At 36.5% G+C, this 25,894-nt stretch carries 29 protein-coding genes; 10 read left to right on the forward strand and 19 right to left on the reverse strand.

The genetic code is table 11. The annotated features are described in order from the left end of the window. The first annotated feature begins 148 nt into the window (after positions 1-148). The 4 genes from recA (at position 149) to RM706_RS04040 (ending at position 3,669) form a co-directional block, all read left to right on the forward strand. Positions 149-1,156, forward strand: coding sequence for a recombinase RecA (recA, locus tag RM706_RS04025; protein ID WP_311349740.1), 1,008 nt, complete (start codon positions 149-151; stop codon positions 1,154-1,156). Between the two features lie 89 nt (positions 1,157-1,245). Next, the gene (locus RM706_RS04030; RefSeq protein WP_311349741.1) at positions 1,246-1,671 is read left to right on the forward strand and encodes a hypothetical protein; all 426 of its coding nucleotides are present in this window, start codon (positions 1,246-1,248) and stop codon (positions 1,669-1,671) included. A 20-nt stretch (positions 1,672-1,691) separates the two neighbouring features. Continuing rightward, entirely contained in the window at positions 1,692-2,222 is a 531-nt protein-coding gene (locus RM706_RS04035) for an RNA polymerase sigma factor (RefSeq protein ID WP_311349742.1), read from the forward strand. Positions 2,223-2,232: 10 nt separating this feature from the next. After that, the gene (locus tag RM706_RS04040) at positions 2,233-3,669 is read left to right on the forward strand and encodes an outer membrane beta-barrel protein (protein WP_311349743.1); all 1,437 of its coding nucleotides are present in this window, start codon (positions 2,233-2,235) and stop codon (positions 3,667-3,669) included. A 35-nt stretch (positions 3,670-3,704) separates the two neighbouring features. On the opposite strand, the gene RM706_RS04045 is transcribed toward RM706_RS04040, so the two are convergent. Next, a complete protein-coding gene (locus RM706_RS04045; RefSeq protein ID WP_311349744.1) occupies positions 3,705-4,436 on the reverse strand; it encodes a lysophospholipid acyltransferase family protein in 732 nt (243 codons plus the stop codon). 59 nt (positions 4,437-4,495) lie between these two features. On the opposite strand from RM706_RS04045, the gene RM706_RS04050 reads away from it, so the two are divergent. Further along, on the forward strand, positions 4,496-4,738 hold the full coding sequence (locus RM706_RS04050) for a GlsB/YeaQ/YmgE family stress response membrane protein (RefSeq protein WP_311349745.1): 243 nt from the start codon (positions 4,496-4,498) through the stop codon (positions 4,736-4,738). Positions 4,739-4,822: 84 nt separating this feature from the next. After that, positions 4,823-5,791 carry a tryptophan--tRNA ligase gene (gene trpS, locus RM706_RS04055; protein WP_311349746.1) on the forward strand — a complete coding sequence of 323 codons (969 nt, stop codon included), beginning with the start codon at positions 4,823-4,825 and terminating at the stop codon, positions 5,789-5,791. Between the two features lie 204 nt (positions 5,792-5,995). On the opposite strand, the gene dprA is transcribed toward trpS, so the two are convergent. After that, entirely contained in the window at positions 5,996-7,099 is a 1,104-nt protein-coding gene (dprA, locus tag RM706_RS04060; RefSeq protein ID WP_311349747.1) for a DNA-processing protein DprA, read from the reverse strand. A gap of 104 nt (positions 7,100-7,203) precedes the next feature. Between dprA and RM706_RS04065 the strand changes: the two genes are divergently transcribed. Both RM706_RS04065 and RM706_RS04070 read left to right on the forward strand, forming a co-directional pair. Further along, positions 7,204-8,157, forward strand: a complete 954-nt coding sequence (locus RM706_RS04065; protein WP_311349748.1) for an HU domain-containing protein — start codon at positions 7,204-7,206, stop codon at positions 8,155-8,157. Between the two features lie 57 nt (positions 8,158-8,214). After that, positions 8,215-8,727: an acyl-CoA thioesterase gene (locus RM706_RS04070; protein WP_311349749.1), complete on the forward strand. Its 513-nt coding sequence runs from the start codon at positions 8,215-8,217 to the stop codon at positions 8,725-8,727. Positions 8,728-8,745: 18 nt separating this feature from the next. On the opposite strand, the gene RM706_RS04075 is transcribed toward RM706_RS04070, so the two are convergent. Then, complete coding sequence (locus tag RM706_RS04075) at positions 8,746-9,468, reverse strand: hypothetical protein (RefSeq protein WP_311349750.1); 723 nt, start codon at positions 9,466-9,468, stop codon at positions 8,746-8,748. Positions 9,469-9,665: 197 nt separating this feature from the next. Here RM706_RS04075 and RM706_RS04080 point away from each other — a divergent pair, with 197 nt between their 5' ends. Beyond that, a complete protein-coding gene (locus tag RM706_RS04080) occupies positions 9,666-10,070 on the forward strand; it encodes an acyl-CoA thioesterase (protein ID WP_432264961.1) in 405 nt (134 codons plus the stop codon). Here the strand turns inward: RM706_RS04080 and RM706_RS04085 are convergent. The 10 genes from RM706_RS04085 to RM706_RS04130 all read right to left on the reverse strand — a co-directional run bounded on the left by RM706_RS04085 (position 10,067) and on the right by RM706_RS04130 (position 18,874). Further along, positions 10,067-10,714, reverse strand: a complete 648-nt coding sequence (locus RM706_RS04085; RefSeq protein WP_311349751.1) for a hypothetical protein — start codon at positions 10,712-10,714, stop codon at positions 10,067-10,069. The genes RM706_RS04080 and RM706_RS04085 overlap by 4 nt on opposite strands. Beyond that, the gene (locus RM706_RS04090) at positions 10,680-11,417 is read right to left on the reverse strand and encodes a hypothetical protein (protein WP_311349752.1); all 738 of its coding nucleotides are present in this window, start codon (positions 11,415-11,417) and stop codon (positions 10,680-10,682) included. The genes RM706_RS04085 and RM706_RS04090 overlap by 35 nt, the downstream gene beginning before the upstream one ends. A gap of 66 nt (positions 11,418-11,483) precedes the next feature. Next, positions 11,484-12,320 carry an aldo/keto reductase gene (locus RM706_RS04095; protein ID WP_311349753.1) on the reverse strand — a complete coding sequence of 279 codons (837 nt, stop codon included), beginning with the start codon at positions 12,318-12,320 and terminating at the stop codon, positions 11,484-11,486. 3 nt (positions 12,321-12,323) lie between these two features. Next, the gene (locus tag RM706_RS04100) at positions 12,324-13,547 is read right to left on the reverse strand and encodes a murein hydrolase activator EnvC family protein (protein WP_311349754.1); all 1,224 of its coding nucleotides are present in this window, start codon (positions 13,545-13,547) and stop codon (positions 12,324-12,326) included. 1 nt (position 13,548) lies between these two features. Then, positions 13,549-14,328: a lipoprotein insertase outer membrane protein LolB1 gene (gene lolB1 / locus RM706_RS04105; RefSeq protein ID WP_311349755.1), complete on the reverse strand. Its 780-nt coding sequence runs from the start codon at positions 14,326-14,328 to the stop codon at positions 13,549-13,551. A gap of 1 nt (position 14,329) precedes the next feature. Continuing rightward, positions 14,330-15,262, reverse strand: a complete 933-nt coding sequence (locus tag RM706_RS04110) for a tetratricopeptide repeat protein (RefSeq protein WP_311349756.1) — start codon at positions 15,260-15,262, stop codon at positions 14,330-14,332. Between the two features lie 91 nt (positions 15,263-15,353). After that, positions 15,354-16,370 (reverse strand): sugar phosphate nucleotidyltransferase, encoded by a 1,017-nt coding sequence (locus RM706_RS04115; RefSeq protein ID WP_311349757.1) that lies wholly within the window; start codon positions 16,368-16,370, stop codon positions 15,354-15,356. 27 nt (positions 16,371-16,397) lie between these two features. After that, positions 16,398-16,832, reverse strand: coding sequence for a dUTP diphosphatase (gene dut, locus RM706_RS04120; RefSeq protein ID WP_311349758.1), 435 nt, complete (start codon positions 16,830-16,832; stop codon positions 16,398-16,400). After that, a complete protein-coding gene (locus RM706_RS04125) occupies positions 16,822-18,288 on the reverse strand; it encodes a lipopolysaccharide biosynthesis protein (RefSeq protein ID WP_311349759.1) in 1,467 nt (488 codons plus the stop codon). Before RM706_RS04125 ends, dut begins: the two co-directional genes overlap by 11 nt. A gap of 103 nt (positions 18,289-18,391) precedes the next feature. After that, complete coding sequence (locus RM706_RS04130) at positions 18,392-18,874, reverse strand: hypothetical protein (RefSeq protein ID WP_311349760.1); 483 nt, start codon at positions 18,872-18,874, stop codon at positions 18,392-18,394. 96 nt (positions 18,875-18,970) lie between these two features. On the opposite strand from RM706_RS04130, the gene RM706_RS04135 reads away from it, so the two are divergent. Next, positions 18,971-20,644, forward strand: a complete 1,674-nt coding sequence (locus tag RM706_RS04135) for a sulfatase family protein (RefSeq protein WP_311349761.1) — start codon at positions 18,971-18,973, stop codon at positions 20,642-20,644. On the opposite strand, the gene RM706_RS04140 is transcribed toward RM706_RS04135, so the two are convergent. The 6 genes from RM706_RS04140 to atpE form a co-directional block, all read right to left on the reverse strand. Next, a complete protein-coding gene (locus RM706_RS04140; RefSeq protein WP_311349762.1) occupies positions 20,641-21,882 on the reverse strand; it encodes an MFS transporter in 1,242 nt (413 codons plus the stop codon). The two genes, RM706_RS04135 and RM706_RS04140, sit on opposite strands and share 4 nt — an antisense overlap. A 127-nt stretch (positions 21,883-22,009) precedes the next feature. Next, positions 22,010-22,867 carry an ATP synthase F1 subunit gamma gene (atpG, locus tag RM706_RS04145; protein WP_311349763.1) on the reverse strand — a complete coding sequence of 286 codons (858 nt, stop codon included), beginning with the start codon at positions 22,865-22,867 and terminating at the stop codon, positions 22,010-22,012. 88 nt (positions 22,868-22,955) lie between these two features. Continuing rightward, complete coding sequence (atpA, locus tag RM706_RS04150; protein ID WP_311349764.1) at positions 22,956-24,536, reverse strand: F0F1 ATP synthase subunit alpha; 1,581 nt, start codon at positions 24,534-24,536, stop codon at positions 22,956-22,958. A 2-nt stretch (positions 24,537-24,538) separates the two neighbouring features. After that, positions 24,539-25,078, reverse strand: coding sequence for an ATP synthase F1 subunit delta (atpH, locus tag RM706_RS04155; RefSeq protein ID WP_311349765.1), 540 nt, complete (start codon positions 25,076-25,078; stop codon positions 24,539-24,541). A 5-nt stretch (positions 25,079-25,083) separates the two neighbouring features. Next, a complete protein-coding gene (locus tag RM706_RS04160) occupies positions 25,084-25,584 on the reverse strand; it encodes a F0F1 ATP synthase subunit B (RefSeq protein WP_311349766.1) in 501 nt (166 codons plus the stop codon). Positions 25,585-25,667: 83 nt separating this feature from the next. Next, complete coding sequence (atpE, locus tag RM706_RS04165) at positions 25,668-25,859, reverse strand: ATP synthase F0 subunit C (protein ID WP_311349767.1); 192 nt, start codon at positions 25,857-25,859, stop codon at positions 25,668-25,670. Positions 25,860-25,894: the final 35 nt, after the last annotated feature.

The raw sequence follows: 25,894 nt of genomic DNA on the forward strand, positions 1-25,894 counted from the left end.
CGTATCAAGTGGTCTTGAAACTTTAAAACCTAAAGTTTTATATGTATTTGAATTAGCCTTTATAAGGATGTATTTTTTTTAATTGGTTGCGTTGCTGCCCAAAAATGACAAAGAAATACTATTTTAGTCGTCTAACTTTTTTCTAATTATGAGCAACGAGAACGAGGCAAAATTAAAAGCATTAAAACTTACCCTAGATAAACTAGATAAAACATATGGAAAAGGTGCTGTCATGAAAATGGGCGACAGTGTGATTGAAGATGTTGAAGTAATTCCATCTGGCTCTTTAGGTCTAGATATAGCCTTAGGTGTTAGTGGATACCCTAGAGGTCGGGTTGTCGAAATTTACGGTCCGGAATCTTCAGGTAAAACGACCTTGACACTTCATGCCATAGCTGAAGCTCAAAAAAATGGGGGAATTGCAGCTTTTATAGACGCAGAGCATGCATTTGACCGTTTTTATGCAAAAAAATTAGGAGTTGACATTGATAATTTGATTATATCGCAACCAGATAATGGAGAACAAGCATTGGAAATAGCGGATAACCTAATCCGTTCTGGGGCAATAGATATTGTAATTGTCGATTCAGTTGCGGCCCTTACCCCAAAAAGTGAAATAGAAGGTGAAATGGGCGATTCAAAAATGGGGCTTCATGCACGTTTAATGTCACAAGCACTTCGTAAATTAACTGGTTCTATTAGCAAGACCAATTGTACCGTAATATTTATCAACCAATTACGTGAAAAAATTGGTGTTATGTTTGGTAATCCAGAGACGACTACCGGAGGTAATGCACTAAAATTTTACGCTTCAGTGAGATTGGATATTCGCAGATCTACACAGATAAAAAGTACAGAAGGTGAGGTTTTGGGCAACAAAACAAGGGTTAAGGTTGTTAAAAACAAAGTAGCTCCACCCTTTAAAACGGCTGAGTTTGATATTATGTATGGTGCGGGAATTTCAAAAGTTGGCGAAATTCTTGACCTTGGCGTAGCCTATGAAATTGTAAAGAAAAGTGGTTCTTGGTTCAGTTACGGCGACACCAAATTAGGGCAAGGTAGAGATGCCGTTAAAAACTTACTTGAAGACAACCCAGAACTATCTGAAGAGTTGGAAGCAAAAATTAAAGAGGCAATTAAAACAGTGAAAGAATAAATCTGTTTTGTTTTCTTACTTTATAGCACCCTAAATACGCAACCCTAGCGTTATACTTACATCTATATATTTAAGTATAATCGGTTATGATGAAGAAGGTATTCGCAATTCTAGGCCTAATGGTTGTTTTTTCTTTCTATGGTTGTGATATAGAATCAGGAGAGAATTTTCAATTCATCTCTCTTAAAATTACTGCTGTAGCCTTACCAGAGAGTTTTGAGCAAAATACCAGCCATAATATTCAGGTAACCTATGAGAGGCCAGACAACTGTACTTTTTTTGAAGGTTTTGACGTATTTGAAGTTGATTTAAATACAAGGAGTATTGTCGCCATAGGGTCACTCTTAAAAATGGATGAATGTGCTTTAATGCAAGATGAGGTTAATACCTCATTTGAATTCATAGCATTAAATACGAGCTCGTATACTTTAAGATTTTATTCTGGGGATGATGAAAATGGAAACCCTATATACCTCGAATATGTTATTCCTGTTATACCTGAAGGTGTCAATTAATTTTAACCTAACCAACTATTTTGAGTCTTGAAGAACTCATAGATAACTGTAAAAAAGGGCAACGAAAGTCACAAGAAGAATTATACCGAAAATATTCCGGTATTCTTTTCGGAATGTGTCTTAAATATTCGCGCAATAAAACAGAGGCCGAAGATAATCTTCATGACAGCTTTATGACCATTTTTGATAAAATTGGTCAGTTTAATCACAAAGGCTCCTTTGAAGGATGGATAAAGCGAATTACTGTCAACACGGTTTTACAGAAATACAGAAAAGAAAGGCATTTGGATGTGGTTACAGAGAATTATGGCGAAGTAATGGATGTTGAAGTAAAAGAAAGCGATATAAGCCTATCACGTTTGCTAGCCTATATTCAAGAATTGCCCAATAAATATCGTCTCACTTTTAATCTTTATGTAATGGATGGTCATTCTCATAAAGAAATTAGCGAGATGCTCGGAACATCGACCGGAACATCAAAATCGAACTTAGCGCGAGCTAGAATGATTTTAAAAGAAAAAATAGAAAAAGAAAATATAAACATTGCTTAATCTTTTAAGGATGGAAAAAAATAATTTAGATAACCTATTCAAAGACAATCTCAAGAACTTCAATGAAGTTCCTGAAGAAGGTGTTTGGAAAAAAATTGAAGCTTCTTTAGACAAGAATAAAAAGAATAGAGTAGTACCTATTTGGTGGCAATTAGGAGGTGTCGCGGCATTACTTGCCATACTATTTTATGTGGTGAATCCTTTTGGTTCTAACGAAGGAAATGAAACTATAATTATTACAGATATACAGAATACAAAAACAGATAATGAAAATGATATGAAAGAAATTTCACCTATTTCTGAAGAAAAAGAAGGTGTGCAGCCTGTTGAAGTAACGAGTAATTCAACTGAAAAAAGCAAAACTTCATTAGCTAAAAGTACACAAAAGACTATTTCTAAAGATAATAAAGATCAGCAGCAAGGTTTAGTTGCCAGCAATGATAATATCAAGACTAAAAAAGAGCTATCGAACCGACTTCAGATGGCGGAAATACAGAATGATACGATTTCTAATCAACAAGCTATAGCGGAAGTCAGTACTCTAAATGAAAAATCATCTTTGAAAAATTCTCAGATTGAAAATCAAAATAGTCTAGAAATTGATGAAGAAAATGCTGTTGGACAGGTTGATAAGACAAATGGTACTAAAAAATCTATTTATGATGCCATAGCTGAACAAAATCAAGATGAAAAAGAAGTAATCATTGAAAAAAACCAAAATAGATGGGCAATGGGGCCTTCTGTAGCGCCTGTATATTTTGATGCTCAGGGTCAAGGATCACCAATTCACTCTAATTTTGCAACCAATTCGAAATCTGGTAGTCTTAATTTGAGCTATGGCCTGCAAGTTTCTTATGGTGTAAGCAAAAAATTGAGTATTAGAACTGGTGTTCATAAGGTCGATTTTGGCTATGATACCAATGATGTGGTTTTCTCTTCTTCTTTGCAGGCCTCCACTAGTGACCTTATAGATAACATTAGCTATTCACAAGCATCGAGAAATTTGGTGGTTGAAAGTAAGTCAAGAAGTCAAGCTGCAACAAATGACGTTGCTTTTTCTGAATTTAATGCTGCAAGTCCGGCATTAGAGGGGCGTATGGTGCAGCAAATGGGGTATTTAGAAGTCCCTTTAGAATTAAATTATGCCCTTATCGACAAAAAATTTGGTGTAAATGTTATAGGTGGTGTTAGCTCTCTTTTTCTTATAGATAATTCGGTCTCTTTGGAATCGGGAGGTCTAGTAACCGAAATGGGTAGTGCAAACAACGTAAATAACGTCAACTTTAGTACCAATGTGGGGCTTGGTTTCAACTATGATTTTTCTTCTAAAATACAATTGAACTTAGAACCCGTTTTTAAATACCAGTTGAATACTTTTTCTGAAACTGCCGGACGTTTTAGACCATATAGCATTGGGGTTTATAGTGGTATAAATTTTAAATTTTAAATGTAGAATAGTTAGTTATCCTTACTGAATTTTCATTAAATTAAGTCTTCTAAAATCATAGCCCTAACCTCTTCTTTAAGGGTTGAGGTGTCTTCAGAACCCAGTATTTGAGTATAAATAAACTCATTGACAACAACCCGAAGACGACCAGGTTCACCGCTAAAAAAACTCCAAGAAAACCGTTTTTTACAATCTAAAAATGAAATTGGAACGACTGGTATATTATGAGCAATGGCCATTCTAAACGCTCCATCTTTAAATTTATCTAACATTATGGTTTCATCAGGAACTCCGCCTTCAGGAAAAATACAGATACTTAACCCATTGTTTAATCTATTTTGAACACTTCGGTAAACAGCTGTTCTGCTCTTTGGGTCATCCCTATCAACCAAAATACAAACACGTTTATAGAAAAACCCAAATAAGGGAATCTTCGCCAACTCCTTCTTCCCGACAAAAACAAAAGGGTTTTTGCTTAAATAGAGCATCAACATAATATCAATCATACTCGTATGGTTCGCAACCAACATATAACTCTCATTCTTATTTAGGTTTTGATTCCACTGTATTTTTGGAATAAATCCCATTCCATACAATATAGTTTTGGCCCATAGATTTCGTGCTAGCCAAAAGAACTGTGTGTATGTTTTCTCTGTTAAAGTCGTCAGTAACAAAAAAGGGAAGAAAATTAGGATAGGAAGCGCAACAAGAATATAAAACCATATGCGATATACTAGGTGTCCTATGTTTTTTATGAATTGCAGCACGATTTCAAAAGTAGAATTTTTAACTATCTTTAAATACCTAACTAAAAAGAAACATAAAAATGGGAATATTATATGCTTTATTAATCGGAGCCTTGGCTGGATGGCTCGCTGGAAAGATCATGAAGGGCGGCGGCTTTGGAACCCTTGTCAATATTATATTGGGTATTGTAGGTGGGGCTGTCGGAAATTGGCTTTTTGGCATTTTGGGGATTCATATTAGTTCAGGAATATTGGGCGACCTCATCACTGGGGTGATTGGCGCTTTAGTAATTCTTTTTATCGCCAGTTTGTTTAAAAAATAAACCTCCTGTTTTCTTTATAAAACTAAGCTTCTCTTCTTTTCTAATCCCTTTGCGATTGTTACATTTACTGCTTAAACTAATCGCATGGCAAGAATATTGACAGGTATACAAAGTACAGGTATTCCGCATTTGGGTAACATTTTGGGCGCAATTATACCTGCGATTGAAATGGCCCAAAACCCTGAAAATGAATCTTTTTTGTTCATTGCAGATATGCATTCCCTTACCCAGGTAAAAAATGGCGAAACCTTAAGAAATAATACCTATGCTACTGCAGCTACTTGGCTAGCTTTTGGATTGGATTTTGAAAAAACCGTTTTTTATCGTCAAAGCGATGTGCCACAAGTGACGGAACTTGCTTGGTATCTGAGTTGTTTTTTCCCTTATCAACGTTTGACCCTTGCACATTCTTTTAAAGATAAAGCAGACCGATTAGAAGATGTGAATGCAGGACTTTTTACTTATCCAATGTTAATGGCTGCTGACATTCTTCTTTATGATGCCGATATTGTTCCTGTAGGCAAAGACCAATCGCAACATTTAGAAATGACACGTGATGTTGCGTCAAGGTTTCATGCTCAGTTTGGTGAAACCTTTGTAATGCCTGACACTAAATTACAGGAAGACACTATGTACGTTCCTGGAACTGATGGTCAGAAAATGAGCAAAAGTAAAGGTAATACCATAAATATCTTTCAGACGGAGAAAAAACTACGCAAACAATTAATGGGTATTGTTACCGACAGTATTCCTATGGAAGACCCAAAAGACCCTACCAATGACAATGTCTTTGCGCTGTACAAGCTTTTAGCTGCTCAAGAAGAAATTGAGACCATGAGCGCCAATTATTTAGCAGGTAATTTTGGGTATGGGCATGCAAAACAGGCGCTTTATGAGGTACTACTTCAAAAATTTGAAGAACCACGCGAGAGATTTGAATATTACATGAACAACCTCAAAGAAGTAGATGATGCTTTGGCTTTAGGCGCAGAAAAAGCTCGAAAAGTTGCTGATGAAGTACTTGCTAGAGTTCGGAGTAAGATTGGGTATTAAGATGTTTTAGTCCATTTGTATATTCGTCGAAGGTTTTTTGTTTCTAATTACTAAGTAGTTCAGCATTGTATTTGTATTCTTGATGGAGTAAATACAAATTGAACGGTCTAAAAACATAAACCTACTGCTTAAAGGTATTTTTACCTAGAACGCCCATTCTGTCTCAAAAAAATCGATAAGTCGTTGTTTTTGAAAAGGTGTTTTTCAGATGGCTTCAAACAATTTACCAGGCAACGGACGAATCACACCTTTCATCTCCATGTTCAATAGTGTGGAGGAAACTTTAAAAATTGGCAAGTTGCATGCCAAAGCCACGGTGTCCAGTAATTGTTTGCCGTTTAATTGTAAGTATTGGTAGATAGACTTTTCTGTTTCATCGAGTTCAATGAAAAGCTCTTTTTGAGCAGGCGGTTTTTGCACTTTATCGACCTCCCACCCTAATAAGTAGACTAAATCACCCGCTGAAGTAAGCAATTGTGCCTTTTGCTGCTTGATTAAGTTATTACAACCCAAGCTATATTTATCTGTTGTACGGCCAGGTACGGCAAAAACATCGCGATTATAACTATGAGCAATGTCAGCTGTAACCAAACTACCCCCTTTTTCGGCAGATTCTACAACAATCGTTGCCTCGGTAAGACCAGCTATAATTCGGTTTCGTTTTAAAAAATTTTCCCTTTCTGGGTTACTGCTACTCCAGAACTCTGTTAAAAACCCTCCATTTTTTTCAATAGGGGCTACATACTTCTTATGTACTTTAGGGTAAATTTGATTCAACCCATGGGCCAAACAGCCTATGGTTTGCAAGCCTTGTTCCATTGCTGCACGCTGAATTGTAATATCGACTCCATATGCAAATCCACTAACAATAATAGGGTCTAACGGGGCAATATCTTCAATAAATTGCTCACAAAAGGCTTGACCATAACTTGTAATGTTACGTGTACCTACAACACTTATGACCTTCTTGTTATCTAAATCAATATTTCCTGATCTAAATAATAGAATGGGGCCATCTATACAGTGCTTCAATCCATTTGGATAATCGTCATCTAAAAAATAGCTGTACCCAATATCATTTGTTTTAATGAATTGGTATTCTGCTTCTGCCGCCTCTAGGTGCTCAGCATCTTTAAGACCACTTAGTGTAAAAGCACCGACACCCTCAATTTTTAATAAGTGTTGTTTTTTTTCTTCGAAAATGACTGTCGCAGAACCACACCTATCTAATAATTTTTTTGCTATAACATCACCTATATTAGGAATTCTCTGTAGTCTTAGTAAGGCAATAAGTTCATTTTTTAACATCAATACTACAGCTTATGTTTTTCACAAAATACACAAATTAGAATGTTAATAAAAAGTTATCAGGACTATTTTGTCCTTGTGGTTTTTTTGTAATATTTGCTTTTATGCGAGTAGAACACTATATCAAAGAATTGCTATATAGATATAACTGTGTAGTTATGCCTGAATTTGGTGCTTTTCTTGCACATTCTGCCTCTGCTAAACTTGATACTAGTTCAAATACCTTATATCCGCCCACTAAAACCATTTCATTTAACGAACAACTTTCAAAGAATGATGGGCTACTGGTTTCCCATATTTCAAAGGCTAAAAAGCTTTCTTATGAAGATATGTTGGAAGAAATAAATACTACTTCGAAAAACTGGAAAGAAACCTTACAAAATGGCGATAAAGTAGTATTATTTGGCATAGGGACCTTATTTCTCAATTCAGAGGGCAAAGTCCAATTTAATCCTGAAGAAAAAGTAAATTATTTAACCTCTTCATTCGGATTGGCTTCTTTTGCAGCTACACCAATAATCCGTGAAACGTTGAAGGAAGCAGTAGAAGAGCTTGAAGAACTAATTCCTTTCATTATAACCCCTGAGCAAAGAGAGAAAACTTCTTTTCGCTCTTATTTAAAATATGCGGCAGTTGGCTTGGTATTGTTTTCTATGGGTATTTCTGGATACCAATTTTATAATCAAAATCAGCAGAAGCAACAATTGGTAAATCAAAATGCACAAGAAGAGGTTTCGCGACATATTCAAGAGGCTACTTTTTTTGATAGTGCACCTATTGAATTACCTTCTTTACATATAGAAATCAATAAAAAAGAAAAGCTGAAAGGCCCATTGCATCATGTAATTGCCGGTGCATTCAGAATAAGAGATAACGCTAACAAAAAAGTGGCACAACTAAAACGGCAGGGGTATGATGCTAGTTATATCGGAGCCAACAAGTATGGTCTGCACCAAGTATCTTATTCTAGTTTTAGTGATAATACTGAAGCCTTAAAACTGTACCGGAAAATTAAGCGCACCATCTCGCCAGATGTTTGGATTCTTTCAGAGAAATAGTTCTTATTCCGTCTAATCCCATCTACAACTTCAATATCTTTGCGCAAAATTTCAAAGATGCGCGCAAAAAAACCAAGTGAGTCAAGAACCATAATGACCGATATGGTCTTGCCAAGTGAAACCAATCCTTTAAACAACCTGTTTGGGGGCGAATTATTGGCTCGGATGGATCGCGCCGCTAGTATTGCTGCTCGAAGGCACAGCAGGCGAATAACAGTTACAGCATCTGTAAACCATGTGGCCTTTAATCGTTCCGTGCCATTAGGAAGCGTTGTTACCGTAGAGGCAGCTGTTTCAAGAGCATTTATGACCTCAATGGAAATCTTTATTGATGTTTGGATGGAAGACCGTTTTACGGGCGAAAAAACAAAAGCCAACGAGGCCATTTACACTTTTGTGGCCGTAGATGAAACCGGAACCCCAACCGAAGTGCCACCATTAACCCCAGAAACTGAAATTGAAAAGGAGCGTTTTGTGGCAGCCTTAAGGAGAAAACAATTGAGTTTGGTTTTAGCAGGAAAAATGAAACCAACCGAAGCTACTGAACTACGTGCCTTATTTATGGGTTAGTTATCTATTCTAAGAGAATCAATATTCAAAGACGAAACGGCTCTCTTGTCCATCCGTTGGCACAATAAATTCCCCCTGTTCCAACAAACCCTTATTTCGAATTGAATAATGAATGAATATGTCACTGTTTTCTATGATATCCATTTTATAGATGTTTGGCGCATCATCAGGGTCGATTCTTGAACCAACAGAACTGCCACCGTCAAATTCAAATAAATTTCCCTCCCTATCAATTGAAAATCTTTGAAGAGAAGAATTATGAGTAATCGAAAAGCCCAAAGTATCTAAGGTATTTGAGTTTTTTCGCACTTCAATCTCAAATAATTCCAACCGCTCCAAATTAAATGAGGGCATGCTGTATCTTGAGTTATTGAAGGGAAGGTTTTCAATCTCATTAACATATATTTGACTTATACTGTCAATAAAGACCCTTTCTCTCCATGAATTGATTTCAAGGTTTATTTCATCTGCATTTTCAGGAAAAGTTGAAACAATTCTGTAGTTTCCGGATGCGTCTAGAAATCCACTACCTAATACTACAAAATCTCCGCCTCCGGTAAACCAACCAGCAGACCTGAAAGCAGTAACATTTATTGGAATCATGCTTAAGTCAATATCAACAGAAGATGTAATCTGACCTTCCACAATTAATTGCCTATCCTCATCAAATAGTAATTCTGAATCTCTAGTGCAACTTGAAAAGGCTAGAATCAAAGTTAAGAATACAACAACCTTTCTCATAACTATATAAAGAAACTAAAAATAAGCTGGAACCAGATTAATTTATCGTAAACTATTAAAAGTTATCAGGGTAAAGACTAAAGTGTTGGCATCTAACTATGTCATCCAACAATTTCATATCTGCTGAAGCAAGTTAAAACTCATTAATTTCGATATTGACGATAATGCGTTCTTTTTTAGGAGAGTTTTTAGCTTGAATGTATCGCGCCGCCAGTATAGCGTCCATAAGGAATAGTATAGGAATAACTGTGACTGCCTCTGTAAAACAAGTGGCCTTTAATCGTTCCGTGCTATTAGGAAGCGTTGTTACCGTAGAAGCAGCCGTTTCTCGAGCATTTAGAACTTCAATGGAAATCTTTATTGATGTTTGGATGGAAGACCGTTTTACGGGCGAAAGAACCAAGGCAAACGAGGCCATTTACACTTTTGTGGCTGTTGATGAAACCGGAAACCCAACCGAAGTGCCTCCAATAACCCCAGAAACTGAAATTGAAAAGGAACGTTTTGTGGCAGCCTTAAGGAGAAAACAATTAAGTTTAGTCTTGGCAGGAAAAATGAAACCTACCGAAGCTACTGAACTACGTGCCTTATTTATGGGTTAGAGCACATAAAACTTTAACCCGACAGATGGTGAAAAAATAGAGGTATTTCCAAAAACACTATCAAGCTCTGAGGGGCGCTCTATCGACCAAAAATCCCAATTATTTTGAAGTCCAATATAAAATCCTAACCAATAATTTAAGCGATAAGAAAAGTTCAAACTTGCCATCATCGCAAAGCCAGTATCGTTAAAGCGTCGAAAATCCCTCTCATTTCTTAGGGTAGCGCTGCCAAACCCAATGGTTGCTTCTATTTGAAAATCATTCTTATTTTCCAGTAAAGAATATCCTGCAGAAACAAAAAAATGGGTAATGCTACTTGCGTTAATCGGACCAACCAATTCTTGATCCATAACCCTTCCTTTAAATGCTTGAAATTGTAATCCGAGTAGAAGTCTTTCGCCAGCATTTACTTGGGCTTCAATATTTACTCCATTCCAAGTGTCATACCCATCAGCAATAAAGTTATTACCATAAGCGGAAGGCACTAAAAAACCTATTTTTCCTTGTCCAATAACATCGTAATAATAACCAGGTTTTTCATTCATCTCTTCATCTTCTTGAGCATTTAACGCATAAGACAAAAGCACGAGAAATAATACGCCCATTTTTTTAAAACTCAAATTCAAAAGAGCCAGATTGTTCATTAACAATTATTTGAAGCTGTTCAGAGGCAATGACACCATTATTAATCAATTGATAATCAAAAATTATGGTGTCACTTTCTATGACATTAAAAGTGTTTTCCTTTAAGATATCAGTGGGTAAAAGTTCATTAAAACCACTTTCTCTTACATCATTATCAAAAAAATAATAGTTGTCTATTGGATTGCTGCCTTCAATTTTTACACCTCTATTGTATCGCCAACTATATTGTAATGTATCTGTTTGGTTTGTCTTTCTTAAGGCAATCAATTCAAAAGGTTGAACTTTGTCTAACACTACGGTGCCTAAATCATAGGTGTTGTTTCGTAACTCTTTGTCATTGATAAAGTTGACAATTAAGGGGGCAAATTCCGATTGAAATGCTTGCGAACCCTTAAAATTGAAAAGCGCATAGATATTTGATGCATTTCTAGGTTTTAGAGCTGTAATAGAGATATCGCCATTTTCATTACTAGAACCACTGCCTATAATTTCATCAAAATCATTTCTAATTTGATCGTTCAATTGAAAGTAATACTCTCTGGATGCGAATACCTCAACTGGAATATTTTCAAATAAATTTCCTTCAGAATTAACTAACCTTGCTTTTAAAAGAAGTCGTTGATTGTCTTGAAACTGAATTTCTTCTTCACACTTAAAAGCTAAAAGAATTAGCACAAATAAACAAAAGAGAACCTTTTTCATATGCTTATTAGAGGACAGAAAATTTGTTGGTTGCGGATTTACAGGTTAAAATAACATTATCAAACCTTAAAAATCAAAATTGTCAGGGTCAGGTCCAAAACGTTTGTCCTTGTGCAAACCATCAAGAAGTGCTACATCATCAGAAGATAATTCAAAATCAAAAATATCGGCGTTCGCTATGATTCTCTCTTTTTTAGATGACTTAGGGATAGTGACCACGCCTTTCTGTAAATCCCACCGAAGCACTATTTGTGCAATTGATTTGCCGTATTTTTTCGAGAGCGCTTTGAATTCATCCAGATCAAAAATTTTGCCCTGCATCATGGGCGACCAAGCCTCATATTGGATATTTTTTGAGTTACAAAAATCAATCAGGTCTTGCTGCACTAAAAAAGGATGGAACTCCATTTGATTTACCATAGGAACTATTTCAGCATTTTCTAGCAAATCTTCTAGGTGGTGTTGCATGAAATTGCTCACTCCGATTGCCCTGAGCTTTTTTTCTTTATATAAACGCTCCATAGCTCTCCAAGTGTCTTTATATTTTCCATTAACAGGCCAGTGCACCAAGTATAAGTCAAGATAATCTAAGTTCAATCGCTTTAAACTATCATCAAATGCTCTTAGGGTGCTATCATATCCCTGATCTGTATTCCACACTTTACTGACCACAAAAATATCTTTACGCGCTACTGTAGACTCTCGAATACCTTTTCCTACGCCTTCTTCATTATTATAAATTGCTGCAGTATCTATATGACGATATCCTGATTCCAATGCCCATTGAACAGCATTGATTACTTCTTGGCCATCTTCTGATAGATATACTCCTAAGCCAAAATAGGGCATTTTCACTCCATTGTGAAGTGCGAATGTTCCTTGTAAATCCGTTATTTCTTTCATTTCTTATAATTGATATATCCAGTCCTCAGGATTTAACTTCTGTGTGTCTTCGTACAAGTAGAACTTAAGCTTTGTAGCACCGCTAAACCGATTGGTATATATTTCGCCCAATGATTCCTTGGCTGCAACTTTATCGCCTTTTTGCACATAAATCTTAGCCAAATTATAATACATACTAATATAATTGCCATGCCTTAAGTAAACCCCCTTAACTCCCATTTTATTAGTAAATATAGTAATGACTTCACCTTCAAATATAGCTCTTGCTTGTGTGCCCTTATCTGTGGTAATAGTAACTCCGTTATTCTCGTGCTTGATACCTGGGTATACCTTATCTGCATAAACACCAAAACCTTGGCTCTTGATACCTTTCTCTACGGGCCAAATCAAATTTCCTTTATTTGCTGTAAAATTATTTGCTATTAACTTTGCCTCTGGTGTCAGCGAAAACTTAGCTGAACTATTGTTCCCTGATCTTTTGTTTGAACTTGTAATTGCTGCTCTAATCAAAGCTTCTATCTCTCGATTGATCCTTCTTGTTTCTTTCTTTTTTTCATTAATTGCAGTAGCATATTTACTTTCATTTTGTCTAATGCTTTGTAAAAGATCTTTTTGTGAAGAAATTTCTTGGTATAGCTGATTTTTAACCCTCTTGTTTTCTGCCAAAAGCTGGTCTTTAATTTTTCGTTGCGAAACCAAGTCTTTATTCAATTGGGCAAGTTCTTCCGTTTTTATGATAATATCTTCACCTTGTTTTTTTCTGAATTTAGCATACTGCTTCATGTGTTGTAATCTCTTAAAGGCCTGATAAAAATTCTGAGATGACAACAAAAACATCAATCTATTCTCTTGAGATTTGTTTTGATATGATTTTTGAATCAACTGTGCATAATCCTTTTTTAAGAGTTCTAAATCTTGTCTAAGTTTTCCAATACTACGAACATTAGAATTTATTTGCCGGTTTAATAAGTTTGATTGTTGATTGGTTACACGAATGAGTTCTTGCTTGATGTTTATTTTTCGGTCAAGCGCATCCATTTGTTCTAAGACATTGCCTTTTTCTTTCTTTTCGGCAAAAAGCAGCCTGTTCATCTCCTTAATCTCTTTTTGAAGCCTTGTTCTTTTAGCTTCTAAAGCTTTTTGTTCTGTAGTTTGTGAAAAGCTAATTGAGCTCAAAAAAAACGTAAATACCCCTAAAACAATATGATACCATTTCTTAATTGCCATCTTACTTCAAAACAATTTCTTTAAAACCTTTTGGTATTCTATATGGAAAGTTCAATTCTTTGTCAAACTCCATGCTTTTATATTCCAAAGCAATATTGTTTATTTTACTATCACTTACTGCTTTTATTTTAATCGTATTAGGGATTACTTTATTGGCTACTTCTTGATACGAATAGTCCATATTCAAAAATCTATCCTGTAAAGGTTGAGAGATTTGTTGCTTGGCTATCTTAAAGTTCTTTGGTTCTAAAAAAAACAAAATCTTATAAAGCTCATTCTTTTTTTTTGGTTTTAAACTGTACTTATCTTCAAAAACGGCAGTAGTATATTTTTCTTCGCGAAGATCTAAAACTGCATTGCCAATCAAAAGATTCTGCACAAGTTCAAAATCAACATCTGTTCCAAGAATGCTGCTCAAATAAGTGAATCCGCCATCAAAATATTCATTCTCCAGTTTGTTATAAAAGGACACTTTATCTGGTGTAATATGCACTTTTACGATGCCTAGAGGGGCGCTAATCCATATTACCTCATCTTTTTTCATTCGCAAACTAACACTCACTCCTTGTGAATCTTCACCATTGGAATAATCAATCTTTACACGACCACTTAATGTTTTAAAATTAAGCTGGTTCTGATAATGGTTTTGAATGATTTTTTTAGAAGATATAGAAGCATCTATCTCACCATCTGCAATCACTTTTGCTGATTTACAGGAAACTATAGAAGTCAGTAAAAGTAAAAGGATAATACTTTTTAAGATTTTGACTGGGGCAAACATATTAAAATCCAGGTTTTATCATACTAAGGTACTCATTTGCCTTCGAAGTATTGCCCATGGTCGTATAGGCAGCAGCCAATTCTTTATAAATCTTGTTGGCCAATAAAGAATCGTCAAATAAGTAATCAAAAGCACTTTCGAAAATTTCAATAGCTTCATTTGTCTTATTATTTTCCTTCATAGATAAACCATAGACATAATAGAAATAAGGTTGTAGGGGATAAGTTTCAAGAGCTTCTTTGGCAGTTATTTCCAACTCTTTATACTCTTTTTTGGTTATTAAGCCTTCTATTGTTCCCTTAAGTTGTTCAATAAGATCATCATTCTGCTCTACTGCAGATTCAGGAGCCTTAATACTAGTATTCACTACTGTTTTATTCAGCGAATCATTGATTTTTAAAGTAAGATTTTCTTTAAATTTTAAATTTGAAATACCATTCAGTATACTTAAAGCTTTGGTATATCTTTTTCGCTTAAAATAGGAAAGTGCTAAATTTTCTTGCAGTTTATCTTCATTAAATGGTATTTGATTTTGAATAGCTTCAATGGTATTCGATTGTGCCTCAAGTATGGCAATTAGATTGTCTAAATACCAGTAATTATCAGTGTCTGCCTTTATGGCTTCAATGGCATATTTTTGTGCGGAGACGTACTTTTTATCAAGAAAATAGGTTTTTGATAGCTCGTGGTCGATTACGTTATTTTCAGCGTCAAGCTGCTTACATTTTAAGAACAGGTTAATTGCCCTGTCGTAGTTCTGAATCCCCTTTTGTTTTAAGGCTTCGAAGAAAGTTTCTTGAAACTCATCAGTATATTCTTCAAGAAAAACTTCTGCGCTTTCTTCCGTTTCTATGATTTTTTCTTCTTGGCCATAAGCAATATGTGAAACAAATCCAGTTGCGAGAAACACCCATAAAAAGATAGTCTTTTTCATTATAATCAATTTCACCTCGCCATAACCATATCACCTTGGATGAAGAACTCTAAAAGTCTTCGTTTTTAGGGAAGATTTAAGAGAACCCTCGCTATTCTAAAACCGAGTAATCTCCAATACTTATAGTCTCGAAATTTCCATCATATTTTACATGATTTCCAATCATGGCATTATCCAAATTAGCATTTTTAATAATGCTATCACTTTGGATTAAGCTATTTTTAACGGTTGAGTTTTCAATGACCGTGCCTCTGCCAATAGAAACATAAGGGCCGACCGTAGTGTTCTTCAATACAACATTTTCCGCTATAAAGCATGGCCCTATAATATTGGCATTGTTTTTTCGTATCGAATCGCTTACTAGATTTTCCCCATCCTTTTCTAAAAAGCCCAACATGCGTTGATTGGTTTCTACGGTTACATTTTTGTTACCACAGTCCATCCATTCATCTACCTGGCCCGTAACAAACTTTTTTCCCTTGGCCATCATACGCTTAATACCATCATTAATCTGATATTCACCACCATTAATGACATTATTATCTAAAACGTACTGTAGTTCCTCTTTTAAAACTCCAACATCCTTGAAGTAATAAATACCAATAACCGCTAAGTCAGAAACAAATTCTTGTGGTTTTTCAACTAGCTCGACTATCTCATTGTTATCATTTAGCTTAACAACTCCAAAAGCTTCAGGCTTATCTACCTGTTTTACCCAAATGACACTGTCGGCATCTTTATCAAGATTGAATTCCGCTCGAATCAAAGTATCGGCATAAGCAATTACCGCTGGGCCACTTAAAGAAGCCTTAGCGCTCATTATGGCATGACCGGTTCCTAAAGGTTCGTCTTGGCGGTAAATAGAAGCTTTAGCTCCTAATCCTTCCGCTAAACTTTTTAAACTGACTACCACATCATCACCAAAAAAAGCCGGGTCCCCCAAAATAAAAGCAACTTCCTCAATGGGTTCTCGTAATACCTTTGCAATATCACCTACCAGTCGGTGAACAATCGGTTTGCCTGCAACAGGTACTAGGGGTTTTGGAACTGTTAAGGTATGCGGCCGTAATCTTGAGCCTCGGCCGGCCATTGGGACTATTATTTTCATATTAACTAGTAATTAGTGTTTTAGTTCTTATTTAGTGCCCGTACTTCCAAAACCTCCTTCTCCACGAGTAGTTTCAGAAAGCTCTTCAACTACATTCCAATCTGCACGTTCATGCTTGGCAATAACCATTTGTGCAACCCGCTCCCCGTTTTCAATAGTAAAATCTTCATTGGAAAGGTTTACCAGTATTACCCCTATTTCTCCTCGATAATCGGCATCTACAGTTCCTGGTGCATTTAAAACAGTAATCCCTTTTTTTGCTGCCAACCCACTTCGCGGCCGAACTTGCGCCTCAAACCCAATAGGTAATTCGATAAACAGACCTGTTTTTACAATGGTCCTTTCTAAGGGTTTTAACGTTATGGATTCTGTAATATTGGCTCTTAGATCCATTCCCGCTGAAGCTATGGTCTCATAGTGTGGTAATAGATGTTTCGATTTGTTGATGATATTAATCTGCACGTTTAAAAAATATAGTTTTTAGTTTATCTCCCTCCAATTTATAAATAAGGCCCAAAAATACTAAAAGCAAAAGGCTACCTGTTATTAAGTTTCGGTTAAAAACATAAAAGGAGAGCAAAGAAAACAAAATAGAAATACCCCCATAAAAATAAATTTTACGCATGTTATAAGGAACAGGGTAATATTTTTTGCCTAAATAAAAGGATAAGGTCATCATACTACCATAAGCAACCAAAGTGGCAATAGCAGAAGCCATATAACCATAGGCAGGAATAAACGCAAGATTAATAATGATGGTCAAAAGCGCACCAATAGAAGAAATATAAGCCCCGAATTTGGTTCTGTCTGTTATCTTGTACCAAACCGAAAGGTTATGGTAAATACCTAAACAAAAACTTGCCAAAAGCACTATAGGAACTGCTGACATGGCATCCCAATAAGCTTCGTCCCTTACCATTGTCAGTTTTAGCAAATCTGAAAATACAACAACAAAAAGCAGGATGAGACTTCCCAAAATCACAAAATAGTTGGTGATTTGGGCGTAGGCCTTTTGAGGGTTTTTAGTGTCGGAATGGCTAAAGAAAAAAGGTTCAATTCCCAATCGAAATGCTGTTGCAAACAGCGTCATGAACATTGCCAGCTTTATACATGCCGCGTATTTACCCATTTCTGACTTAGCAATATCCTCAGGCAAAAGCTCTGTCAACAAATAGCGATTAAAAACTTCATTAATACTAAAGGCTATACCCGCTATCATTACAGGAAGTGCATAAACCATCATCTTTTTCCACAATTGGTAGTCAAAAACGTAGGATTTTCTAAAATACAATCTCGCTGTCAAAAGAAGGGTAAGTGCGCTAGCAGTAACATTTGAAATTAAAATATATGTTATTTCATAACCAGGAATAAAAAGGCTGCCTAAAAAAGAATCTGGGTTATCAACGGCTATTTTAGGCAACAATAAGATAAAGAAGACATTCAGGCTTAAGTTAACTGCAACATTAATAATTTTAATTATTGCATATCGCATAGGCCTTTCATTTGCCCTCAACCATGCAAAGGGTACGATGACCAAGGTATCAAGAAACAGTATGAGCAAAACGTATTTTACGTAAGCGCCGTCAAAGTTCAATACTCGTGCAACATCATCCTTGAAAAGAAAACCTATTATTAAAAATAAGGTCGAGCTTGCAAGTAATGAAATCAGGGAGGTCGATACCACTTGTTCTCTTTCATCTGACTCTTTATAGAAACGAAAAAATGCAGTCTCCATACCATAGGCCAAAAAAACATTGAAGACAACAAACCACATAAATATCAATTGAACCTCCCCATACATTCCTGGTGCCATAACAGAGGTGTATAGAGGCACCAGCAAGAAAGAGAACATTCTCGGCAAAACCGTTGCCAAGCCATAAATTGCAGTCTGTTTGAAAAGCTTCTTAAGCGGGTTCAATAGAAAGGTTGCTTTTAAAAGAAACCCCGAAGCAATACTTCGGGGGCTGTATTTTTAATAAAAGTAGTCAATATCTAACTTCTTGAAAAGAAGGGCATATGGCTTATTTATAAATAAGTGGTTTTTTCTCTTTTATACCTTCAATCATAAAATATTTAATCGTATCACCATCCAAATAGCTAACAACACATTGGTCGTTACCTAATTCAAACGGAAATTTCTCTTCTTTCTTTGGAGGTTGATTGCCTACTTCCTCTTTTGAGTCAGCGTGCATCACCATATCCATTTTTCCTGAAGCTTGCTTTTTAAAGCTTGCTTTTGCCACCTGTTTACCCTCATTTGAATCAAGCGTAACATCTGCCACCATTCCTCTAAAAAAAGCCCGTTGCATCTTCATTTCACCTATTTTTTCACTTAAAAGCGGAATTTCGAGATTAATTCCCGAACCAGCTTCAGGTCGGCCACCAGCCCAGCTTTGACATGTAGCCTGGCCCATTTCAAATGGAGTTTCTACTAATTTCTTTTGCGATGAACATGCTGATAAAGAAAAAGCCAATGCTAAAATTGTATAGTTAAAGATTTTCATAGGTCACTATTTCTAAGGTTATAAAGATATGAAACCAAAATTAGTGCCAAATAAAAGCATTTTTTCCATCTGCTTGAATCTTACTATCTTATAGCTATGAAAAATCTCGGTCAAATAATACGCTTTAAACGGCATCCATCCTGTTTTTTTTTAATACTATTAGTGTTAGGTCTCTTTTCTTGCCAGCAGAAAAAAGAAATTGAACCGAAAAAACGACCTAACATTATTTTCATAATGTCTGACGATCATGCCTACCAGGCTATCGGAGCCTATGGTAGCAATCTTATTGAAACACCAAATATTGACCGAATTGCTCTTGAAGGCATCACTTTTACAAATGCTTGTGTTACTAATTCTATCTGCGCACCGTCAAGAGCAACTATTTTGACTGGGAAACATACGCATATTAATGGAAAAACTGATAACCAAAGACCTTTTGATACTACTCAAGTTACTTTTCCTGAATTGTTTCAAGACGCTGGTTACCAAACCGCTATGTTTGGCAAGCTTCATTTTGGCAATAACCCAAAAGGAGTTGATGATTTTATGATATTGCCCGGACAAGGAAATTATATCAACCCTGATTTTATTATTAAAACTGGGGATACCATTAGAAAAGAAGGCTATGTCACCGATGTAATTACCGATATCACTCTAGATTGGCTCGATGAAAAGCGTGATACGACCAAGCCTTTCATGCTTATGTATTTGCATAAGGCTCCTCATAGGCCATGGTGGCCTAGACCAGATAAGTTTGAGGAGTTTTTAAGTAAGACTTTTCCTGAACCTAAGACCCTTTTTGATTCTTATGAAAATAGAGGTTCTGCGGCGAAAACCGCTGAAATGAACTTGCTTCATCATATGATGTACAATCATGATAGTAAAATTCGTCCGGAACTCACTAAAAAAATGAATCCGCAACCGGTGGTCCCAGAATATAAAGGGGGGTTCGAAAATCCTTACACCAATAGAATATCCGATGAGCAAAAAGCCCTTTATGAGCCCATTTTAGATAAAATCAACAAAGACTTTGAAGAAAACTGGCCCAAGATGGGCGAAAAAGACAAAATGCGTTGGAAATATCAACGTTATATGCAAGACTATTTAGCGTGTATTTCTTCTGTGGACGATAATGTTGGACGTGTTTTAGATTATTTGGATACTAATGAGCTCTCTGATAATACGCTTGTAATCTATACCTCTGATCAAGGGTTTTATCTTGGAGAGCATGGTTGGTTCGACAAACGCTTTATATACAATGAATCTTTTAAAACACCCCTTTTAGTAAGATGGCCGAATGAAATTAAAGCGGGCATCACCAATGATGAAATGGTCCAAAACCTAGATTTTGCTCAAACAATGTTAGAGGCAGCTCAAATTGAATCTCCAGATGACATGCAGGGTGAAAGCTTAATTCCATTGTTGACCTCTAATAAGGCTGATTGGACTAGAGATGCCGTTTACTATCATTATTACGAATACCCAGCGGTACATCAAGTTAAACGCCATTACGGTATTGTGACCACCGAGTTTAAATTAGCTCATTTTTATTACGATGTAGATGAATGGGAGCTGTATGACCGTAAAAACGATCCTTACGAAATAAAAAATGTGTATCATGACCCTGCATATTCAGAAATCGCGAAAACGTTGAAAGTTAAACTTGACGGTTTAAGAAAGCAATATGGCGACTCTGATGAGCTCAATCAAAAATACATTGACATCCATTTAGAAAATAATATTGATTCTCCATTGAGGAAAAAGGCTTAGGTGATTTCTTTTCCCGAACTAACTTCTTCGATAGTGATTCTCTTCATGGCAATAAATGCACATAACAATGCAATAGCTAGAAAGATTGCCGCTAATGCATAAGACGCTCCAGGAAAGTAAAATGAAGTTTGAGGTCTAATAAAATAATAGAATACGGGAGCAAATACCAATTGACCTAAAATAGCTGTAATACTGACTAAGCCCGTAATAGAACCTTGTAAAATCCCCTGTTCTTTTTGTGATACTTGATTAGAAATAATGCCTTGCACTGTAGGTCCCGCTACTCCACCTAAGGCATAGGGAATCAGAAATGCATACAACATCCAGGGTTCAGAAGCTTGCGAAAATAAGAACATTCCTACAGTCCAAAACAAAAACCCAAATGTGACCACCTTTCGTTTTCCAAACCATTTTACCACTTTGCCCACTAAAAACCCTTGTACAAAAGCAACAAGCAACCCTACTACCATTAAAGAGAAACCGATTTGCTTCGGATTCCAATCAAACTGTTCTATTGTAAAGTATGACCATACAGAAGGTAGCGCTTGACCTGCCAAATTGGCCAGAAAAAAAGCTAATATCAGTAACAGTACCCCTTTATAATTTCGAAGTGCGAATAATGAAACACCCGGAATCATCTTCTTGAATTCTATTTTTCTTCTGTTTTCCTTACTTAAAGACTCAGGAACCACAAGCCAGCCAAATAAGAAGTTAGCGAATGTTAGCCCAGCGGCAATATAAAATGGTAGTCTGATATCAATTTCACCAAAATAACCGCCAATACCCGGGCCTATGATAAAACCAAGGCCAAATGCAGCGCCGATAAGCCCAAAATTTTTGGCTTTTTCCTCAATCGTACTTATATCAGCAATATATGCGGTTGCAACGGTAAAGCTTGCCCCTGTAATTCCTGCCAAGAATCTTCCAATAAAGAGCCATGTAATGGTCGGTGCCCAGGCATGAATTAAATAATCAATACTCAAGCCTAATAAGGATATTAAAAGAATTGGCTTTCGGCCAAATTGATCTGATATTTCGCCTAGAACCGGTGAAAACAAAAACTGCATTCCGGCAAAAGCTGTGGTCAACCACATCCCATAAATTACGGCTGAAGCAGTTCCCTCACCAGTCAATTCCATGATAAAATCAGGAATTATTGGTAAAATGATACCTATGCCAATAACATCAACCAGTACAGTTATAAAAATGAAAAGTAACGCGGTCTTTTTTGATTTCATTGATGCGCAAAAGTCGTTAAAAAAAGAAGCCCCACATCAAATGCAGGGCTAAAAATTAGTACGGATACTATTTTTAATTATTCTATACCTAGATGAACCTGAAAAATTTGGCTCAGTTTTACTTCGCCTAATTGTTTAATGCCTCAGCACCACCAACAATTTCTAATATTTCATTGGTAATAGCAGCTTGTCTAGCTTTATTGTACGTCAATTTCAATTGGTCCCTAAGCTCGGTTGCATTATCAGTTGCTTTATGCATTGCGGTCATTCGTGCTCCGTGCTCACTGGCAAATGAATCTCTAATCCCTTTGAATAATTGTGTCTTTAAAGATTTTGGAATTAACTGCTCAACTATCTCTGGCTTGGAAGGCTCAAAAATATAATCTGCCGATCCTGAAATATCACCTTCCATAGGTACAATCGGCAAAAATTGCTCCGTCATTACAATCTGTGTTGCCGCATTCTTAAACTTATTATATACCAGCTCAATTTTATCGTATTCACCTGTGGTAAATTTCGACATTAAGTCTTCTGCAATAGTGGCTGCATTCTCAAATGTTAATTCATCATAGATTGAACTATGATTGGCAACAACGGTATTCTTCTTCACCAATATGTCATTGGCCTTTTTTCCAATGGCCATAAAATCAACTTGCCTACCTTGGTAGGTTTCCAATAAAGCAGCACACTGTTTGAGAATGTTTGTATTAAAAGCACCGCACAACCCCCGATTGGACGTAATTGCGACAACTAAAACCTTTTTTACGTCACGATTATCAGCATACTTACTGCCGGCATCTCCATCTAAACTGGCACTCAAACTCTGTAAAAGCTCCGTTAGCTTATCAGAATATGGACGCATTGCAGTAATAGCATCTTGTGCTTTTTTCAACTTAGCAGCAGATACCATTTTCATGGCACTGGTAATCTGCATGGTCGATGAAACCGATGCTATCCTATTTCGTATTTCCTTAAGATTGGCCATTTTTTATAGTATTTAGTAATTAGTATTTAGTAGTTAGATTTACACTAACCCTACTTCATACTGCATACTGTTTACTCAATACTCTTATCTAGCTTCTATACTTACCCGAAAGGTCTTTACAAACTTCTGTCAAGGTATCTGTAACCTCATCGGTTAATTTACCAGCTTTTAAAGTATCTAATATCCCTCTATGTTTAGCATTTAAAAACTCGATAAAATCTCTTTCAAATTCTTTTACCTTTTCAACCGGCACATCACGCAACAAATTTTTAGAACCCGCAAAAATGATAGCCACTTGATCTTCGACGGTAAATGGATCGTTTTGAGCTTGTTTTAATATCTCAACATTACGACGCCCTTTTTCGATTACATTTAAAGTAGCCGCATCCAAATCAGAACCGAATTTGGCAAAAGCTTCCAATTCACGGAACTGAGCTTGATCCAATTTCAAAGTACCTGCAACTTTTTTCATCGCCTTGATCTGCGCATTACCACCAACACGAGATACGGAAATACCAACGTTAATTGCAGGACGTACGCCTTGATTGAATAAATCTTGCTCTAAGAAAATCTGTCCGTCCGTAATAGAAATTACGTTAGTTGGAATATATGCTGATACGTCACCTGCCTGTGTTTCAATAATAGGCAAGGCTGTTAAAGAACCACCCCCTTTTACCATTGGCTTCAAGGAATCTGGAAGGTCATTCATGTCTTTTGCAATGGTATCGTCATTAATGACCTTTGCGGCACGTTCCAATAATCTTGAGTGCAAATAGAAAACGTCTCCTGGGTATGCCTCACGTCCCGGTGGTCTTCTTAATAACAGTGATACTTCACGGTAAGCAACCGCTTGCTTCGATAAATCATCATAAATAATCAAAGCTGGTCTACCTGTATCTCTAAAGTATTCTCCAATAGCAGCACCTGCAAATGGAGCATAAACCTGCATTGGAGCGGGGTCAGATGCATTTGCCGCCACTATAGTGGTATAAGCCAAAGCGCCTTTGTCTTCTAAAACTTGGGCAATAGCTGCAACTGTTGAAGCTTTTTGTCCAATAGCAACGTAGATACAATAAACAGGTTCACCTGCATCGTAAAATTCCTTTTGGTTCAAAATGGTGTCAATACAAACCGTTGTCTTACCCGTTTGACGGTCACCAATAACCAACTCACGTTGTCCTCTACCTACCGGAATCATGGCATCAATTGCCTTAATACCCGTTTGTAAGGGCTCAGTTACTGGCTCACGAAAGATAACACCCGGTGCCTTACGCTCCAGTGGCATTTCATAGGTTTCGCCAGAAATAGGACCTTTGCCATCGATAGGAATACCTAAAGTGTTCACCACACGACCAGCGATACCTTCACCTACATTAATAGATGCGATTGTTTGTGTTCGTTTTACAACAGAACCTTCTTTCACATCACGTGAAGGGCTCAATAATACCACACCAACATTATCTTCTTCTAAGTTCAGTACGATACCTTTCAGCCCACCATCAAACTCCACGAGCTCACCATACTGTACATTTCGTAAACCATAGACACGTGCAATACCATCACCCACCTGAAGAACGGTGCCCACTTCATCTAAAGAAGCTGTTGCCTCAAAACCCGATAATTGTTGCTTTAATATTGCTGATACCTCAGCTGCTTTTACTCCTGCCATTTTTATAGACTATTTGTAAATTCTCGTTTTAATCCGTTTAGTTTGTTTGCCACACTGGCATCGTATTGTAAATCGCCCACTCTAAGAATGAATCCGCCAACAACACTTTTATCAACTTTATTTTCAATGGTCACTTTGTTACCTGTAAGTTTGGTTACTTGCGCCAATATTTTCTTTTCTATATCTGCTGTCAACGGAACTGCCGATGTAACATAAGCTATATCTTCACCCTTCATTTTTTCAAAAAGGATGATATACTTATAAGCCACCTGTTGAAGCATTTCAATACGCTTGTTACTTGTTAGCGTATCAATAAGGCCCAAGGTAATCTCATTACTGCCTTTGAAAATAGCATTCAAAGAATTTTTCTTTGACGCACCTTTTATAACAGGACTTAACAATACGTTTTGCAATTCTGAACTTTCAGAAATTACAGTGGCAATATTGCGCATATCCTTGTCGACCTTATCCGCTGCTTTTTTCTCAACAGCGAAATCTAAAGTTGCCTTTGCATATCGGATGGCTGCTCTAGCTTCGTTCATATCGATTAGTTCAATTTGATATCGCCCAACATATCATCAACTAATTTTAGTTGCTTCTTTTTATCGGACAATTCTTCTTTGATTACTTTCTCCGCAATGTCAACTGATAGAGTTGCTACTTGAGCCTTAATATCAGCAACGGCAGCTTTCTTTTCACTTTCAATAGCCGCTTGAGCCTGCTTTAGCATCTTATCACCTTCTGCTTTTGCCTGTTCTTGAGCGTCTGAAACCATTTTTTCTTTGATTTCTCTCGCCTCTTTTAGCATTGATTCGCGCTCAGCCCTTGCTTCTTTCAATAACTTCTCACTATCAGCAGTAACATTCTGCATTTCTTTCTTTGCATCTTCAGCTGCTGCCAGTGCGTCTTTAATGCCATCTTCACGATCATTTACCGCTTTAAGAATTGGCTTCCAAGCAAATCTCCACAACAAGAAAAGTAGCAGTCCGAAAAGAAGTGTCTGCCAAAAAAACAATCCTAGTGAAAATTCTTCTAATAACTTTTCCATAATCTATATTTTATATAGTTTGAATTTTTAAACAAAGCAAGGGCTGCAACCAACCGTTGCAGCCTTTTGCCTTAGATGTTTGATTACACAGCAAATAAAGCTGCGAAACCGATACCTTCAATCAACGCTGCTGCAATCAACATCGCTGTTTGAATTTTTCCGTAAGCTTCAGGCTGACGTGCGATGGCTTCCATAGCAGAACCACCGATTCTACCAATACCCATACCAACACCAATAACTACTAAACCTGCACCTACCATTACTGGAATTTCCATATCTATCTAGTTTAAAAATTAAAAATTCAATTTTT

Origin of the sequence: Croceitalea rosinachiae (assembly GCF_031846445.1) — a bacterium.
In the GTDB taxonomy this organism is placed as follows: Bacteria; Bacteroidota; Bacteroidia; order Flavobacteriales; family Flavobacteriaceae; genus Croceitalea; species Croceitalea rosinachiae.